15 protein-coding genes are annotated in these 16,666 nt (G+C 71.3%); 6 read left to right on the top strand and 9 right to left on the bottom strand.

What is annotated here, in order from left to right:
* Nucleotides 1-168 precede the first annotated feature (168 nt).
* Nucleotides 169-2,223 (top strand): UxaA family hydrolase, encoded by a 2,055-nt coding sequence (locus ACYVK5_RS12265; RefSeq protein WP_460705273.1) that lies wholly within the window; start codon nt 169-171, stop codon nt 2,221-2,223.
* Nucleotides 2,224-2,404: 181 nt separating this feature from the next.
* Here the strand turns inward: ACYVK5_RS12265 and ACYVK5_RS12260 are convergent, their stop codons facing one another.
* Entirely contained in the window at nt 2,405-3,214 is an 810-nt protein-coding gene (locus tag ACYVK5_RS12260) for a MerR family transcriptional regulator (protein ID WP_460705271.1), read from the bottom strand.
* A 160-nt stretch (nt 3,215-3,374) separates the two neighbouring features.
* Here ACYVK5_RS12260 and ACYVK5_RS12255 point away from each other — a divergent pair, with 160 nt between their 5' ends.
* The 3 genes from ACYVK5_RS12255 (at nt 3,375) to ACYVK5_RS12245 (ending at nt 7,114) form a co-directional block, all read left to right on the top strand.
* Nucleotides 3,375-4,787 carry an NAD(P)/FAD-dependent oxidoreductase gene (locus tag ACYVK5_RS12255; RefSeq protein WP_460705269.1) on the top strand — a complete coding sequence of 471 codons (1,413 nt, stop codon included), beginning with the start codon at nt 3,375-3,377 and terminating at the stop codon, nt 4,785-4,787.
* Nucleotides 4,788-4,978: 191 nt separating this feature from the next.
* Nucleotides 4,979-6,265: an NAD(P)/FAD-dependent oxidoreductase gene (locus ACYVK5_RS12250; protein ID WP_460705267.1), complete on the top strand. Its 1,287-nt coding sequence runs from the start codon at nt 4,979-4,981 to the stop codon at nt 6,263-6,265.
* Between the two features lie 105 nt (nt 6,266-6,370).
* Complete coding sequence (locus ACYVK5_RS12245) at nt 6,371-7,114, top strand: ThuA domain-containing protein (protein WP_460705266.1); 744 nt, start codon at nt 6,371-6,373, stop codon at nt 7,112-7,114.
* A gap of 117 nt (nt 7,115-7,231) precedes the next feature.
* Here the strand turns inward: ACYVK5_RS12245 and ACYVK5_RS12240 are convergent, their stop codons facing one another.
* The 3 genes from ACYVK5_RS12240 to ACYVK5_RS12230 all read right to left on the bottom strand — a co-directional run bounded on the left by ACYVK5_RS12240 (nt 7,232) and on the right by ACYVK5_RS12230 (nt 10,906).
* Nucleotides 7,232-8,212, bottom strand: a complete 981-nt coding sequence (locus ACYVK5_RS12240) for a DUF808 domain-containing protein (RefSeq protein WP_460705264.1) — start codon at nt 8,210-8,212, stop codon at nt 7,232-7,234.
* A gap of 139 nt (nt 8,213-8,351) precedes the next feature.
* Nucleotides 8,352-8,795 (bottom strand): tRNA (cytidine(34)-2'-O)-methyltransferase, encoded by a 444-nt coding sequence (locus ACYVK5_RS12235; RefSeq protein WP_460705306.1) that lies wholly within the window; start codon nt 8,793-8,795, stop codon nt 8,352-8,354.
* Between the two features lie 176 nt (nt 8,796-8,971).
* Nucleotides 8,972-10,906 carry a phosphoenolpyruvate carboxykinase (GTP) gene (locus ACYVK5_RS12230; RefSeq protein ID WP_460705258.1) on the bottom strand — a complete coding sequence of 645 codons (1,935 nt, stop codon included), beginning with the start codon at nt 10,904-10,906 and terminating at the stop codon, nt 8,972-8,974.
* Between the two features lie 210 nt (nt 10,907-11,116).
* Between ACYVK5_RS12230 and ACYVK5_RS12225 the strand changes: the two genes are divergently transcribed.
* On the top strand, nt 11,117-12,568 hold the full coding sequence (locus ACYVK5_RS12225; protein WP_460705304.1) for a helix-turn-helix domain-containing protein: 1,452 nt from the start codon (nt 11,117-11,119) through the stop codon (nt 12,566-12,568).
* Between the two features lie 126 nt (nt 12,569-12,694).
* On the opposite strand, the gene ACYVK5_RS12220 is transcribed toward ACYVK5_RS12225, so the two are convergent.
* Nucleotides 12,695-14,134, bottom strand: a complete 1,440-nt coding sequence (locus ACYVK5_RS12220; RefSeq protein WP_460705256.1) for a hypothetical protein — start codon at nt 14,132-14,134, stop codon at nt 12,695-12,697.
* A gap of 101 nt (nt 14,135-14,235) precedes the next feature.
* Nucleotides 14,236-14,856, bottom strand: coding sequence for a SigE family RNA polymerase sigma factor (locus ACYVK5_RS12215; RefSeq protein WP_460705254.1), 621 nt, complete (start codon nt 14,854-14,856; stop codon nt 14,236-14,238).
* A 225-nt stretch (nt 14,857-15,081) separates the two neighbouring features.
* On the opposite strand from ACYVK5_RS12215, the gene ACYVK5_RS12210 reads away from it, so the two are divergent.
* On the top strand, nt 15,082-15,834 hold the full coding sequence (locus ACYVK5_RS12210) for a hypothetical protein (protein WP_460705252.1): 753 nt from the start codon (nt 15,082-15,084) through the stop codon (nt 15,832-15,834).
* Between the two features lie 193 nt (nt 15,835-16,027).
* On the opposite strand, the gene ACYVK5_RS12205 is transcribed toward ACYVK5_RS12210, so the two are convergent.
* From ACYVK5_RS12205 to ACYVK5_RS12195, 3 genes are read right to left on the bottom strand one after another with little or no spacing between them, the layout of a single operon-like run.
* Entirely contained in the window at nt 16,028-16,243 is a 216-nt protein-coding gene (locus ACYVK5_RS12205; protein ID WP_460705250.1) for a hypothetical protein, read from the bottom strand.
* A complete protein-coding gene (locus ACYVK5_RS12200) occupies nt 16,240-16,422 on the bottom strand; it encodes a hypothetical protein (RefSeq protein WP_460705248.1) in 183 nt (60 codons plus the stop codon). The genes ACYVK5_RS12205 and ACYVK5_RS12200 overlap by 4 nt, the downstream gene beginning before the upstream one ends.
* On the bottom strand, nt 16,419-16,583 hold the full coding sequence (locus ACYVK5_RS12195) for a hypothetical protein (protein WP_460705246.1): 165 nt from the start codon (nt 16,581-16,583) through the stop codon (nt 16,419-16,421). Before ACYVK5_RS12195 ends, ACYVK5_RS12200 begins: the two co-directional genes overlap by 4 nt.
* Nucleotides 16,584-16,666 lie beyond the last annotated feature (83 nt).

Below are 16,666 nucleotides of genomic sequence, written 5' to 3'. Positions count from 1 at the left end.
TTTGCACGATTCAGCGTGCGGCTCGGCAACGGTTTGCGGGATCCCATTGCGGTTCGGCGATGGTCGCGGTACCGGCTTGCGGTTCGGCGGGCCGTGGCGGGGAGAGGGCTGGGAGTTCGGGGATGAACTGATCGGCCACGGGAGTGGCCGCGGGGGAAGGGAGTCGTCGTGAGGGTCGATGTTCTGGTGCTGAATGGTGAGGACGATGTCGGGATCGCCCTGCGGGATCTGGCCCCGGGCGAGGCAGCCGGCGGTAGCGGGGACACCATCACCGTCGGGTCGCGAGCCGTGCCGCGCGGCCACAAGATCGCGCTGTCCGACGTCGGCCGCCGGGCGCCCGTGCGCAAGTACGGCCAGGTCATCGGCGTGGCGACGTCGGACATCGCCCGGGGCGACCACGTCCACGGCCACAACCTCGCGTTCGACGACGAGGCGGCCCAGACCCTCCGCCGAGACACCCCGCAGCCGGACGCCCCGGCACAGCCGGGCGACGGCGGTCCGGAGCCGGTGAGAGATCGCGCGGGACGGCGGCGGCATGAGGCTTCTGACCCCGGCACGAGCTTTCCGCGCGTCGCCCGAGAAGATCCTCAGCAGACCTCATCCCTGGGTCGAAATCCTCATGCCTCGAACCTGCCCGCGCGATCTCCAAGCGGAGGTGGTGGCCCGGAGACGGCACGCGCCGACGCGGCGGAGGCGGACGGGCCGCGGCCCACCTTTCGCGGGTATCGACGGGCGGACGGGCGGGTCGGGACGCGGAACTTCCTCGCGATCCTGACCAGCGTGAACTGCTCGGCGACCACCGCGAAGATGATCGCCGACCAGTTCCGTGGGGCCGCGCTCGACGAGTTCCCGAACGTCGACGGCGTCATCGCCCTCACCCACACCAGCGGCTGCGGAATGGTGCCCGACTCCGAAGGCGGCCGCATGCTCCTGCGCACCCTGCGCGGCCACGCGGCACACCCGAACATCTCCGGCCTGCTGGTGCTGGGCCTGGGCTGCGAGATGGTCCCGGGCGCGGCGCTGTCGGCCCGGTCGGGACGGAACGTCGACCTCGGGATGCCGGCGATCGGCGCGCCGGGTGCATCGTCCGTCCCGGCCACCGGCGTCCCGACGGCTGGCGGTTCGGCGACTAGCGGCTCGTCGTCTGGTGGTTCGGCGACTAGCGGCTCGTCGGCTGGTGGTTCGGCGACTGGCGTCCTGTCGGCCGGCGGTTCGGCGACCAGCGGCGCGGGCACTGAGGTCCCGGCCGGCCAGGTGCCGCCGTCGGGCACCGATCGGGACGCGAACGGCCAAGGCCGGGCCGGCGTCGATCCCGCAACCCGCGTCGACCCCGGGCTGCTGGCCTCCATCCCGGCAGACACCGTCGTGCGGTCGCTGACCATCCAGGAGTCGGGCGGCGTCCGCGCCACCGTGCGTGCGGGCGTCGCCGCCGTGCGCGAGATGCTGCCGCGGGTCAACGCGCGCGAGCGCGTGGAGTGCGATGTCTCGGAGCTGGTCCTGGGGCTGGAGTGCGGGGGGTCGGACGGCTACTCGGGCGTGACGGCGAACCCGGCGCTGGGCTGGGCGTCGGACCGGCTGGTGGCCCTCGGCGGTGCGTCCGTGCTGGCGGAGACCCCCGAGGTGTACGGCGCGGAGCACCTGCTCACCGCGCGCGCGACGGAGCCCGCCGTCGCGCGGAAGCTGCTGGACCGCATCGACTGGTGGCGGGACTATGTCGCCGCGGGCGGTGGGACGCTGGACAACAACCCGTCGCCGGGCAACAAGGCCGGCGGCCTCACCACGATCCTGGAGAAGTCGCTCGGCGCCGTGGCCAAGGGCGGCACCGCGCCCCTGTCCGCGGTCTACGAGTACGCCGAGCCGATCGCGCCGCGGGCCGGGTTCACGTTCATGGACACTCCCGGCTACGACCCGGTGTCGGTGACCGGGATGGTCGCCGGCGGGGCGAACGTCGTCGTGTTCACGACCGGCCGCGGATCGGTGTTCGGCTGCCGCCCGACGCCCTCGATCAAGGTCGCCACGAACACGCCGATGTACTCGGTGATGGCCGAGGACATGGACGTCAACGCGGGTGTCATCGTGGACGGCACGGCGTCGCTGGAGGACGTCGGGCGGGAGATCTTCGAGCTGATCCTCGCGGTCGCGTCCGGGGAACGGACGGTGAGTGAGGACCTGGAGATCGGCGCCGAGGAGTTCATCCCGTGGCACGTCGGCGCGGTGACCTGAGGCGTCCCCGCTCGGCGCGGCGTGGTTCGGCCAGAGCTGGGGTGAGCCTGCCTGGTCGGGGGATTGGCGTGTGGTCGGTCAATCACTTGACCGACCACACGGAAACTGACCGACCACACGCCAAACCCCCGACCTGGTCGCGCCCCGCGCCTCGCGCTCAGCCCGGCTGCCCCGCCGGCGCCTACGCCCGTGTCACCGGCTGCTGGATCTCCGTGACCCAGTCCGACTGGTCCTCGCGTTCCGCGCGCACGTACAGCTCACGGCCGGGGGCCGACGGCGCCCAGCCGCGCGCCGCCATCTCGGTGTGCAGCGCCTGCCAGGTCGTGCCGATGCCCTGCATCGGCCCGAGGTGCACGGTGCAGGCGGCGTCCGGTACGGCGGGCACCTCGACGATCTCGAACCCGTCGAGCGGCTCGCCGACGTACGCGTAGCCGACGACGGCCCGCATCCCGTCCTCGACCATCTCGTACATGGCGATCGGCGTCTCGAGCCTCCCCGGCCCGTGCTCGCCGGTCAGGATCTCGCCGATCTCGGCGAAGGCCGGCCCCACGACGCCGCCGATCTCCGCCTGCTCCGACACGGTCATGGTGCGCGCCGCGAGCCGCACCGCCGGCAGCTCCTTGGTGACGATCTCGATACTGGACATGGTCTTCTCCTCCTCGATGAAGCGGAGCCGCCGTTCCACGTCGAGGAGCCGGGCGGTGGCCAGTGCGTGCTCCCGGTCCAGCTCCCCCTGGCGTCGCCGGAGCAGCGCGGCGATCCGGTCGGTCTCGATACCTTCGGCGAGCATCGCCGAGATGTCGTCGAGACCGAACCCGAGCTGGCGCAGTGCCACGATCCGGTGCAGGCGGGCGAGCTGGGACGGGTCGTACGACCGGTACCCGTTGAACTCGTCGATGTGTGCGGGCACGAGCAGCCCGGCCTGGTCCCAGTGCCGCAGCATGCGGTGGGTCACCTGGCCGATCTGCGCGAAGGCTCCGATGGACAACATGGTCCAGTTCTCCTGCCTGACATTGTGTGAGGGTCAAGCCCATGATGACGGCGGCGGTCAGGGCGCGCACCGACCGCCGCCGCGCGTGTCGGAGTGCCGCGGATCTCGGGCACCGCGCGGCAGTTTCGCCTTCATCAGGGGCCGGTTAAGGTCGAGAGCGATGAGCAGCGACACCGCCGACCAGTCCCGTCCGCCCCGCATCCTCGTCGTCGGCGCCGGACCTGCCGGCTCGGTCACCGCGATCGCGCTGCGCCGCGAGTTGCCCGACGCCGAGGTCACCCTCATCGACAAAGCCACCTTCCCGCGCAACAAGACGTGTGGCGACGGCATGGGACCAGGCGCCCGGCGGATCCTGGAGGACCTGGGGCTCAGCGATGTCTTCGCGCACTTCCACACCCCGACCGGCGTCGCGATCACCGGCCCGGACGGTGCGACCGCTGCCATCGAGGACTCCACGATCGCCCACGGCGACTTCCGCGGCTACGTCATACCCCGGCTCGACCTGGACGAGGCCCTCAAGAACGAGGCCGTCGCCGCCGGGGCGAGGCTCCGCGAGGGCGTCTCGTTCAAGGGCATCGAGGTGCACGACGGCGGTCACGGCGCGGTACGGCACGGCGGCGGCGGTCGCGACGGGGCGAGTCACAATGGCGGCCGCGACGCGGCGAACGCCGTCCCTCACGGCGCGGCTGCCGACGACGGCGCGACCGCCGCGGGCACGTTCGCGCAGGGCGGCACCACGACTGCCGTCGTCCACCTCGAGCACCGCGGCGGGACGACCGCCGAGCCGTATGACCTCGTGGTCGGCGCCGACGGGGCGTACTCCGCGGTGCGGCGCGCGCTCGGCATCGACCGGCCGGCGAAGAAGCACACGATCATCGCCACGCGCGCGTACGCCACGGTGAAACACCCCGATCTCGCGCTGCACGACACGTTGCGCTTCGACTTCATCGACGAGCTGCTGCCGGCGTACGGCTGGGTCTTCCCGCTGCCCGACGACCGGGCCAACGTCGGGATCGGCATACCCGTGGACCTCCTGGCCGCGCGAGACCGGAAGCTGGGTGAGCTGTTCGACGTCTACGTCGCCGACCTGCGGCGGCGGGGATTCGCCGTGTCCGACGTCGGCGGCCTGGCCACGCATCAGCTGCCGCACGCGGGTGCCCGCCAGGCGATGACGGCCAGGCCGTACCCCGCCGTGCTGATCGGCGACGCCGCCGCAACCATCAACACCCTCTCCGGCGAGGGCATCTTCTACGCGATGGCCGCGGGGGTGCAACTCGCGGAGCACCTCGCGGCGGCGCGGGCGGCCGGTGGCGACACCGCCCTGCGGAGCCCGGGCGCGCTGCGCACGCTGCGGGGGTTCGAGCGCGCATTCACGCGGCGGTTCGCCCACCACCATCGCACGTGCGGGCTGGGGCAGCGCCTGATGCGGTCGAGCAGATGGGCGCGGTTCACCATCGGCTCGGTGGGCAGGGACCAGCCGGCCATGGCGACGGTGACGTCGATGATGTTCGACGAGGGGTCGGTCGGCGTAGGGCACGTGCTGCGGGCCGCGGTCCGTGGCGCGTTCCGCTGACTCGCACGGGAGCTCGCGAGGCGCCGACCTGCACGGGAACCCGCCGACAGCCGCCGAACGTTCACGAGATATCCCGACTCCTTATCACGGTCTGTCGCGCAGCCCTCCACCGCCGGGTGGAGCATGGACCCGTCAGATGTGCTCGACGGAGAGGGCATCCGCACGCCGTCGTACCGTCCTAGGAGAATCCCGTGCCCGCACACCCCGCCGCCCCCGGGCCCGGCGCCCTGCCCGTCCGGCGTCCACCCGAGTCCGCGATCATCGTCGGCGCCGGGATGGTCGGCCTCGCCACCGCCTGGCACCTGCAGGAACGCGGCGTGGACGTGACCGTCGTGGACCGCACCGGCGTCGCCGCCGGGTCCTCCTGGGGCAACGCCGGCTGGCTCACCCCCGGCATGGCCATGCCGTTCGCCGACCCCTCGCTCTGGACGTACGGCCCGCGCGCCCTGCTCGACCCCGACGCCCCGCTGTCCGTCCCGCTCCGCTGGGACACCGGCCTGTGGGCGTTCCTCGCCCGGTTCATGCGCCATGCCACACCGGGCGCCTGGCGGCGCGCGATGGACGCGCTCACGCCGATCGACCAGGTCGCCCTCGACGCCTACGACGAGCTCGTCGCCGAGGGCGTCCACGCCGACACCCACCCGGCGCGCTGGGTGGTCGGCTTCGAGGACGAGAAGCAGGTCCGCCCCTTCGCCCACGAACTCGACCGCGTGGCCGCCGCCGGCCAGGACATCCCGTTGCGGCAGGTGTCCGACGGCGGTCCGCACCTCTCCCCGGCCGTCACCTCCGTCTGGGAGCTGGGCGGACAGCGGTACATCGAGCCGGGGCCGTTCGTCCAGGCGCTCGCGGGCGCGGTGATCGCGCGCGGCGCGAAGATCGTCGCGGACGCGCCGGTGACCGCCGTGCGGCCGGCGTTGCCCGGCAAGCGTGGCGGGGCGCGCGTGACCGTCGCCGATCACGACGAGATGGCCGCGGACGTCGTCGTGATCGCGACCGGGGCCTGGCTGCCGCGGCTGGCCCGGCGGTTCGGCGTGCGGACCCGCGTGCAGGCGGGTCGCGGGTACTCGTTCACGGTTCCGGTCGAGGGCGAGCCGATCGACCAGCCGATCTACTTCCCGGCCCGGCGTGTGGCGTGCACCCCGTACCAGGGCCGGCTGCGCGTCGCGGGCACCATGGAGTTCCGCGGCCCCGACGAACCGCTGCGGCGGCGCCGGGTCGAGGCGATTGCGAACTCGGTGCGCGGCCTGCTCCGGGGCGTGGACCTGGACGACCGGCAGGACGTCTGGGTGGGCTCCCGTCCCGTGACCCCGGACGGTCTGCCCCTGGTCGGGGCGACGGCCGCGCCAGGCGTGTACGTGTCGGGCGGCCACGGGATGTGGGGCATGGTGCTGGGCCCGGCGAGCGGCAGAGCGCTGGCCGCGCTGATCATGACGGGCAGGACCCCGGAGGAGATCAGGGCGTTCGACCCGCTGCGGTGAGCCGCGCCGCCGTCGGCCTGCACGACGAGTACCTGCCCGCTCCTGGCGGTCTCGTCGGCGTGACAGGGGGCCGGCGTCACGGATCGCCGTGGGAGGATCGGCCTCGTGACGACGCGCATTCTTGTCCTGGCCGGTCGTGGGCGGTACGAGGACCCGTGGCACGACCATGCCGCCACCTCGCACGAGGTAGCGCGGATCCTCGGTGAACCGGGTGGTGTGGGGCGCGACGACGTCGTCGTCCAGGTCCGCTCGACCTGGCGGGACGCGCTGGACGACCTGGACGACGTCGGGCTCCTGGTGCTGAACTCCGGTAGCGGGCGGACCGACCCGGAGTTCGACGGCGCCGACGGTGACTGGGTGGCCTTCCACGAGCGACTCTCGGGCTGGGCGCGCTCCGGTGGGGCGATCCTCGCGCTGCACCAGGCAGCCAACACGTTCGCCGACGCGCCGGGCTTCGAGGAGATCCTCGGCGGGCGCTGGATCCCGGGCGTCTCGATGCATCCGCCGATCGGTGACGCGGTGTTCGACGTCGTCCCCGGGCACCCTGTCGCGGAGGGCCTCACCGACCGGATCGAGGCGTTCGACGAGCGCTACTGTCACATGACCGTCGCGGACACGGCACGGGTTCTCGCCACCACCCGGGGACCCGAGGCTCCGGGCTTCGCCGGCGGTGCGGCCGATACCGCCGCCGACAGCGGCGACGGCGCTCGCGTGCACTCCGTCGCCTGGGCGAACGAAGCCCATGGCGGCCGCACCGTCTACTCCGGCCTGGGCCACGACGTCCGCTCCTACGGTTCCGAGCCGCATCGCGCCTTCCTCCGCGCGGCGGCTGCCTGGCTCCTCGCCTGAAGTCGCCCGTGGATGACTGCGGTCGGTTCGTCGTCGGCACAGGTCGGTCGCTTGTCGCGTGGCCGGTCGCTCGGGGAGCCGACTTCGCGACGACGGGCCGACCGCGTCTGTCCGCGCCTACGCCGACTCGGTTGTCGCCGGGTGCGTCGTCCGCGAGTGCGCCGCCTCTGCCTTCTTGCGGCGCGGCAGGAGGTGCATGATGCCGACGACGATGCCGCCCACCACCAGGCCCAGGATGGCTGAGCAGAGCGTGTTGAAGAGCCACGCGAGGACCGCGCCCACGGCCGGAACGGCGTGGTGGATGGCCTCCTCGATGCCGTGCACCCAGCCGTAGAGGGCGTGCCAGCCGAGCTCGTCGAGACCCACCAGCAGGATGTGCCCGCCGACCCAGAGCATCGCTACCGTGCCGATCACGGAGATGGCGCCGAGCAGCTTCGGCATGCCGTCCACCAGTGCGCGGCCGACCTTCTGGCTGACGGAGGACTCCCGCTGCGTCAGGAGGAGCCCGACGTCGTCCATCTTCACGATGAGCGCGACCACGCCGTAGACGACGATCGTGATGACGATCGCCACCACGACGAGGGCCCCGAGCCGGAACCAGAAGGTCGAGTCCGCGACCTCGTTGAGGGCGATCACCATGATCTCGGCCGAGAGGATCAGGTCGGTGCGGATGGCGCCCGAGACCACCGTCTTCTCGGAGTCCTCACCCTTGACCGCGGCCGGCACCGCATGGTCCTCGTGCTTGCCGAACCAGCCGAGGATCTTCTCCGTGCCCTCGAACGCGAGGTAGGTGCCGCCGAGCATGAGGATCGGCGTGAGCGCCCAGGGGGCCCACACCGAGAGCATCAGTGCGATCGGCAGGATGATCAGCAGCTTGTTGCGGATCGAGCCGACGGCGATCTTCTTGACGATCGGGAGCTCGCGCTTGGCGGCGACGCCGTGCACGTACTGCGGGGTCACGGCGGTGTCGTCGATGACGACGCCCGCGGCCTTGGCGGTCGCCTTGCCGGCGGCGGCGCCGACGTCGTCGATGGATGCGGCCGCGAGGCGGGCCAGGGCGGCGACGTCGTCCAGCAGTCCGAGGAGACCGGCGCTCATCGGCTCGTCTCCGAGGGCCGGGGGGCGGTGTGCGCAACAAGCATGGCCGCAGCCTACGTGAGGACGCACAACTGCTCGCGGACAACCGGAGCCCTCGAGCGGGCAGTTGCCCGGCGTGCGGGGCGGCGTCGCTGAGCGGTCAGGCGAAGTCGCGCTGCCGCCAGGCCTCGTAGACGGCGATCGACGCCGCGTTCGTCAGGTTCAGGGATCGCCTGCCCGGCAGCATCGGGATCATGACCTGATCGGTGACGCGGGGGTGCGCGAGGACGTCGTCGGGCAGGCCGGTCGGCTCGGGGCCGAACAGGAGGACGTCGTCGGGGCGGTACTCGACGTCGGTGTAGCGGGTCGTAGCGCGGGTCGTGAAAGCGAAGACGCGGGATCCGGGCAGAGCGTCGAGCGCGGCGCCGAAGGACGCGTGCACCTCCATCGCGGCCAGGTCGTGGTAGTCGAGGCCGGCCCGCTTCAGCTTCGCCTCGGACAGGTCGAAGCCGAGCGGCTCCACCAGGTGCAGCCGAGCCCCCGTGACCGCCGCGAGCCGGATCGCCGACCCCGTGTTCCCCGGGATCCGGGGCTCGAAGTACATGAGATGGGCAAGCGGGGTGGCGGGCAGTTCGGCGTCGTGCACGCGGCGATTCTCCCAGACGGCGAAACATATCGAGGCGGCAGGTCCTTGTGGGACCTACCGCCTCGACGCCCCGTGACGGGGGTGACCCGGCCGGTCTGCCTCAATCTCCCGGCCGGGGGTCTGTGGTGCTCCGGTCAGCCGTCCAGGCGGTCGCGGAGGTTGGCGAGCTGCTTGTACAGCGCCGTCGGCACGTGGTCGCCGAACTTGGCGAAGAACTCCTTGGTCAGGTCCGTCTCCGTGAGCCACGGCCCGGCCGGCACGTCGAACAGCGCCTCGAGGTCCTCGGCGGGCAGGTCGAGGCCCTCGACGTTCAGGGAACCGTCGGCGGGAACCCGGCCGACGGCGGACGCCACCGACCTGTCCTCGCCCTCGCCGCGGGCCGCCTCGACCTGGCCGGTGATCCACTCGATGACGCGCGAGTTCTCGCCGAAGCCCGGCCAGAGGAACGAGCCGTCGGCGCCCTTGCGGAACCAGTTGACCTGGAAGATCAGCGGACGCTTCGTGGTGTCGACGGCGTCGCCCACGGACAGCCAGTGCGCCCAGTGGTCGGCCATGTTGTAGCCGCAGAACGGCATCATCGCGAACGGGTCGCGCCGCAGCTCACCGACGGTGCCCTCCGCGGCCGCGGTGCGCTCCGAGGAGATCGTGGCGCCCAGGAACACGCCGTGCTCCCAGCCGAGGGACTGGGTCACGAGCGGCACGTTCGTCGCGCGGCGGCCGCCGAAGATGATCGCGTCCACCGGCACGCCGGCCGGGTCCTCCCAGGTGTCGGCGATGGTGGGGCACTGCGCCGCCGAGACCGTGAACCGCGAGTTCGGGTGCGCCGCCGGCTCGCCCGAGTCCGGCGTCCAGTCGCGGCCCTGCCAGTCGATGAGGTGGTCGGGCGCGGTGTCCGTGAGCCCTTCCCACCACACGTCGCCGTCGTCGGTCAGGGCGACGTTGGTGAAGATGGTGTCGTGGTCGAACGTCCGGACCGCCACCGGGTTCGTGCCCTCACCCGTGCCGGGAGCGACGCCGAAGAAGCCCGCCTCCGGGTTGATCGCGCGCAGCGAGCCGTCCGGGCCGGGGCGCATCCACACGATGTCGTCGCCGAGCGTCTCGACCTTCCAGCCGGGGATGGTGGGCTGGAGCATCGCGAGGTTCGTCTTGCCGCAGGCACTCGGGAACGCGGCGGCCAGGTGGAACTGCTTTCCCGCGGGCGACGTCGCGCGGATCAGCAGCATGTGCTCGGCGAGCCAGCCCTCGTCGCGCGCCATCGCCGAGGCGATCCGCAGCGCGAAGCACTTCTTGCCGAGCAGGGCGTTGCCGCCGTAGCCCGACCCGTAGGACCAGATCTCCCGGGTCTCCGGGAAGTGCACGATGTACTTCGTGTCGTTGCAGGGCCAGGGGACGTCGGCCTGGCCGTCGGCCAGCGGCGCGCCGACCGAGTGCACGGCCGGGACCCACTGCTGCCCGCCGTCGATCAGGTCGACGATCCGCGCCGACACACGCGTCATGACGTGCATGGACACGACGACGTACGGCGAGTCCGTGATCTCGATCCCCACCTGGGAGATCGGTCCGCCGACGGGTCCCATCGAGAACGGCACCACGTACATGGTGCGGCCCCTCATGGATCCGGCGAAGACGCCGTTCAGCTCCGAGCGCATCGCGTCGGGAGCGACCCAGTTGTTGGTGGGGCCGGCGTCCTCCTCGCTCCGGGAGCAGATGAACGTGCGCGACTCGACGCGGGCCACGTCCGCCGGGTTCGAGCGGGCGAGGTAGGAGCCGGGGCGCTTCTCCTCGTTCAGCTTGGTCAGGGTGCCCGCCTCGACCATCTGGTCGATGAGTCGCTGCTTCTCCTCGGCGGACCCGTCGCACCAGACGATCTCGTCGGGCTGGGTCAGCTCGGCGACGTCGTTCACCCAGGTGCGGACGTCGAGCTGGTGCCCGACGGCGGTCCCGGCCGGGTCCTCGGGAAGTGTTGCCTGGGGAGAGGCGCCGGCGCCGAACGACGCGCCGGCTTCGGAGGTCTCCGAGACGAGCTCGGCGACCAGGCGGGTCCGTCGGGGATTGGCGAGGAACGACATGCTGGCTCCCATCTGCAACAAGTGGCTGGGTTTCCACTCTCGCTCGGGACGGGGCCGTTTTTCCATGACACGGGCTGTGAAGATCGGCCGATCTTTACGTATGCTGAAGTGGAGAGTTCTTGTGCGAGTGATCTGGCGCACACTCCGTTCCCCGAGCGAAGGACAGGCGAAGACGTGACCCCCCAGCGACCGTCGTCGGACACGAACATCATGGGCGGGACGGCCGGCGACGAGCCCGACCTCATCACGCTCGGACGGCGCGTCCGGCACGCCCGGACCACCGCCGGGCTCACGCTGGACCGGCTCGGCGAGCAGGTGGACGCCGCGCCGAGCCTGCTCAGCCTGATCGAGAACGGCAGACGAGAGCCCAAGCTGTCGTTGCTGCGCTCGATCGCTGCCGCGCTCGGCCTGACCCTGAACGACCTGCTCGACCCCGAGCCGCCGTCGCGCCGGGCAGCCCTGGAGATCGCGCTGGACCGTGCCCAGCGCGGGCCGCTCTTCGCGGTGCTCGGGCTGCCGGCGGTCAAGCCGTCGCAGAAGCTGGCGACGCCGGTGCTGGAGCAGCTCGTCGGGCTGCACGACGAGCTTGCGCGGCGGGCCGAGGAGGCGATCGCCACGCCAGAGGAGGCGCGGCGCGCCAACACGGAGCTGCGGCTGGAGCGTCAGGCGCGGGACAACTACTACCCGCAGTTCGAGCAGCTCGCGGAGGATCTGGTGCGGGATGCCGGGTACACGGGCGGGGCGCTCACGCACCGCACCGTCGCCGTCCTGGCCGAGCGCCTCGGCTTCACGATCCTGCACGTGAACGACCTGCCGCGGTCGGCCCGCAGCGTGACCGACCTGCGCAACGGCCGGATCTACCTGCCGCCGGCATCGGTCCCGGGCGGTCACGGGCTGCGGTCGCTGGCGTTGCAGGCGATCGCGCACCGGGTGCTGGAGCACGAGCGGCCGCGCTCCTACGCGGAGTTCCTGCGGCAGCGCGTCGAGATCACCTACTTCGCGGCGGCCTGCCTGGTGCCGCAGTTCGCCGCGGTGCCGTTCCTGGACGAACGCAAGCGCGAGAGGGACCTGGCGGTCGAGGACTTCCGGGATGCGTTCGGCGTCACCCATGAGGCGGCGGCGATGCGCCTGACCAACCTGGCTACGGTGAAGCTCGGCATCCCGCTGCACTTCCTGCGCGTGGGGGACGACGGCGCGCTGTTCCGCGGCTACGAGAACGACGGCCTGCGGTTCCCGCAGGACCCGACGGGCGCGATCGAGGGGCAGCTCATCTGTCGCCGCTGGGCCGCGCGCGAGGCGTTCGACCGGCGCGACGTGGCGACCGAGTACTACCAGTACACCGACACGCCCACCGGGACGTACTGGTGCTCCACGCAGACCGGGTCGGGCGACACGGGGGCGTTCTCCATCGAGGTGGGCGTGCCGTACGCGCACGCGAAGTGGTTCCGCGGCCGGGACACGCGGGTACGGAAGTCGTCCACGTGCCCCGACCCGGCGTGCTGCGCGCGCCCGGCGCCCGAGCTGGCCGAGCGCTGGTCCGACGCGGCGTGGCCGTCGGCGCGGATGCACCAGCAGGTCCTGGCGGCGCTGCCGCGCGGCGCGTTCCCCGGAGTGGACGACGCCGAGGTGTACGCGTTCCTGGACCGGCACGCGCCGGACTGAGGGCGCCGGAGAGCCGCGGTGACGCCGCCCGCGCGGGACGATGATCGGTCCTTCCGCGAGTGATCGGCAGATTGAACGGCCGATCACTCACGAACGGACCGATCACAGGGGCCGGTGGACGGGGAGTCAGGGCTCCGGGGTGACCCAGAGGTGGATGGTGCCGCCCTCGGGAAAGGCCAAGAAAGCCGAAGGCACGCCGTTTGGTGACTCCGCCTTCCAGATCATTCCCGGGGGAACCCCTTCTTTCGCCTCACGGTGAATCTCCAGCTCGAAGTTCGACACGATGTCGTCGTCCTGCAGCAGGTCCTCGAGCGAGGCGCCTCGCAACTCACCCGGTCCAACGCCACCGTCCTTGCCGGCCATGTCGGCCTTGATGGCGGCCTCGAGCTCGTCCTCGGTCATCTCCTTGTCCTCAAGGCCCCAGGCTTCGATGTTGTCCAGCCGCTTCTGGTACTCGACGTGCCCTTCCCGGTCGTCGTTCCAGGCATTGACCTTCTCGGTGAGGTGCGCGTCGTAGAGCGCCTGGATATCGGGCGACATCTCGTCGTACGAACCCGACTCCGGGAGGACCGTACGGATCCAATTCCAGACGATCCCATCTCCTAAGTCATCGGAGGTGCCCGCAATCTCCAGCAATGCATGAGACGTCGTGTCGTACAGGTACGTCTCGGTGGGCAAAGAGCGATCGGCGATCACGGTTTCGTCGACCTCGAAGCTGACAACCGTCCCCGTCCGGCCCATCGAGTCCTCTCGCTCGCCCTCGATCTTCGTTCCAGGAAGGCCGGTCAGGACTTCCCAGGCCGCATCTCGCAGTTCGGCCGTAGCCATCGAGTCCAGCATGCTCATCACCTGCCCACGAACAAAGGAAACAGCGGACGGGTTGCCTCGATACTCGTCCGCCACTGCGGCCTCACCACCCCGGCACTCCTCGGGCAGGTCGACATAGATGATGTCCCCGAACTCGCCCGACTCTCCTCTCTGCACAGATGCCATGCTCTCCGGAGGCTCCCCGACGGCCTCACCGGGTTCGGCGTGCTCTTCCAGCGCAGCCTTCTCCAGCTCGTAACCGGTGAAGAGGCACGCTTCGAGTGCCGCGGGTTCGGTCGGGAGGGCATAGAAGTCTTCCCATCGGAGGGGCCCACCGAACCCGAACCTCAGGCCGAACACCTCGGGGACGAACGGTCCTCCGCCCCCTTCGGCCTCTTCCTCAGTCTTCTCAATGTTACGAATGACGAAGCCGAACGAATCGCGAATGCTCCATACCTCGCCGCGAATCGTTTGGGGCGGCTCGGAATCCTGCCACGACTTGGTCGCGTACACCGATCGCCAGTACCCCGCGTCCAGGTACTCCTGTGCTTCCTCCGACAGTTCCGGTTCCGCCTCCGTGCTCGGCTCGGCCGACGTCGTCGGCGTCCCCGGGAGCACGGTCCGGTCGGCGGTGTTCCACGGCTGCGCCGCGACCGCCCAGCCGCCGCCACCCAAAGCCAGCGCCGTGACCAGGGTGAACGCAGCCGCCTGGCCGGCCCTCCGCCGTCGGGCAGCGCGGAAGACGCCGGAGGTGTCCACGGTGATCTCCGGTGCGACGCGCTCCGCGTAGGACCGCAGGTCGTTCGTCTCGTGCGGGTCCGGCCGGCCGCCGTGCGGCGCCGGACGCTGATCGTTGGTGCTCATCGTGCGCTCCCTCCGCGCTCGTTCTGCCGGGGTTCGTCCTGGCCAGGTGTGTTGTGGCCGGACTCGTTCCGGTCGTGGTCGTTCAGCAGCCTCCGCAGCTTCACGAGCCCGCGTGAGGACTGCGACTTCACGGTTCCGACGGACACGCCGAGCGCGGCGGCCGTCTCCTTCTCGCTCAGTCCCTCGAGGTGCCGGAGCACCACGATGCGTCGTTGCTTGCGGCTCAGCAGGGCCAGTGCCCGGACCAGCCGGTCGCGTTCGGCATGCACGTCGGCCGACGACGGCGCCGCGCCCTCCGGCAACGAGTCCGGATCCGAGAGCATCTCCCTCCGGTGCTTGCGCCAGGAGTCGATCCGCAAGTTCGACAGCACTTTCCGGGCATAGGCCAGCGGCTCGCCCTGACGGACCTTGCCCCAGTGGGCCCACACCCGCACGAACGCCTGCTGCACGAGCTCTTCGGCCTGATGCTCGTCACCGCACAGGAACCAGGCCGTGCGGGCGAGCGCCGCCGACGACTCGGCCATGAATGCGGTGAACTCGGCCTCGCGGCTCGTGGGGCTGTCGGCTACAGCGTCACGGACGCGCGAGCCTGACGGCGGGGAGACGACCACTCGCACGGCCTCCGCCGTCGGTCCAGGTCGTGGTGGGTCAGCGGGGCTGCTGCGCCCCTGCGCGATCGCTGTCATACCCGGTTCACGGATTCGCGTCCGGAAAGGTTGAGTGCCATGGCGCGTAGTTTGGCGCCCGTGGTCCGGGCCGGGGGCCGTCGTCATGGGCGGGAGCGTTTGAAAACTCAGGGTTCCCTGGAAGGGCACACAGCGCGGGCAGGTAGCTTGGCGCCCGTGGCTACCAACCTTGCGTGTGTCGGACTGGACGTGAAGACCCGGAGCGCGTTCCGGGACCTCGTGCACGGGGTTCTCCCCGAGGCGAAGACGATCGCCGAGGAGAATAACGTAGGCCTGCACGTCTGGACCGACGCGACGGGTGCGCGGCTCATCATCACCACCGAGAGCGACCTGGTGCGGGCGGTGACGACGTCGTACGCGGGGCCGCTCGGCGCGCGGCTCGCGGACGTGCGCGCGGCCGACGGCGGCCTCGCCATCGCCGAGATCGTGGACGCCGACGACGACATCCTCGCGGGCGTCGCCTGCGAGCTCGAGGAGCTTCAGTTGCTGGGCGACGCCGAGGACGTGCCGGCGGGGGACGCCTGCATCGTGGGGCTCGGACGCTCGGTGGAGGTGTTCGACGGGCCGGAGGCGTTCCTGGCGTCCGACTCCAGCCGCATGACCTTCGCGGGCGAGGACGCCGCGGACGAGGACGGCGAGCCGATGCGCTTCGAGCCGGAGTCGTTCAGCCCCGACGGCGCGTTCACCATGCAGGTCGACGCCGTGGCCCGGGTGAACGGGACGGTGCTCGACGTGACGCGGCACGCGGTGGAGCGCACCGGCCAGGCGTTCACGGCCGCGCAGATCCGCACCGGTGGCTTCGAGGTGACGCTGTGCGTCCCGGCGGGCGAGCCGGACCTGGCGCCGGGCCAGGTCGTCGCGGCAAACACCTACCTGGTGGCGTCGATGCCGAGCTTGCTGGTGGCGTGAACAGCAAGGAGGGCACAGAGTGACCAGCACCTATCAGGCCACCGTCACCCGCGAGGACGGGTGGTGGATGGTTCACGTCCCCGAGATCGACGGCCTCACCCAGGCCCGGCGGCTCGCCGACGTCGAACAGATGACACGCGAACTCGTCGCCGTCACCCGGGGGGAGGGGAGCCGATCGGCGATCCGTAGCCGGCTACGGCGTCGCCTCGTCTTCGGGCTCGAGCTCGTCGGCCGCCCGGACCACCTGCCCGAACCCGCACCTGCCCTCGACCTGCACGCGGATCGGCCACCGCCCGGGCAGCCCCACCTCGACGACGGTCCCGACGGCGCCGACGAGCTGCGGCGACCCGCCCACGATCCGCACACGCGGCGTTGGCGGCCAGTCCTGCGGCCCGCGCGCCGCGCTCACCACTCGACCTCCCGCACTGCAGAGACCGGAACGGACACGATGCCGTTGCCGCCGTCGATCGCGATGCCCAGGTCGACGCCGACCCGCTCCCGGCCCTTCGCGAGCAAGCGGCCGACCTGGCCGGCGAACCGGCCGGACGTGATCAGTACCGTCGTGATCTCCTCGGCTTCTGCGCTCATCGCTGCCCCCGGCGCAGGCGCTCGACCCAGTCGTCGACGCCGACGTGCTCCCAGCAGTAGGCCTCGCCGAGCTCGGCGATGCCGGGGCAGTCCGGGGCGTAGCAGCGGGTCTCGCTTATGTGGCGGATCGGGGGACGCGTGCCTGGCGATGCGATGGCCATGTCCACGAGCGTTCCATCCGTCGGCATTCTCCGACATAGGTTTACATGCGGAGATGAAAACATAAGTAGAGGTTATGGCGAGA

This window comes from Myceligenerans halotolerans, from assembly GCF_054782975.1.
This window is presented reverse-complemented; position numbering and strand designations above follow the sequence as displayed.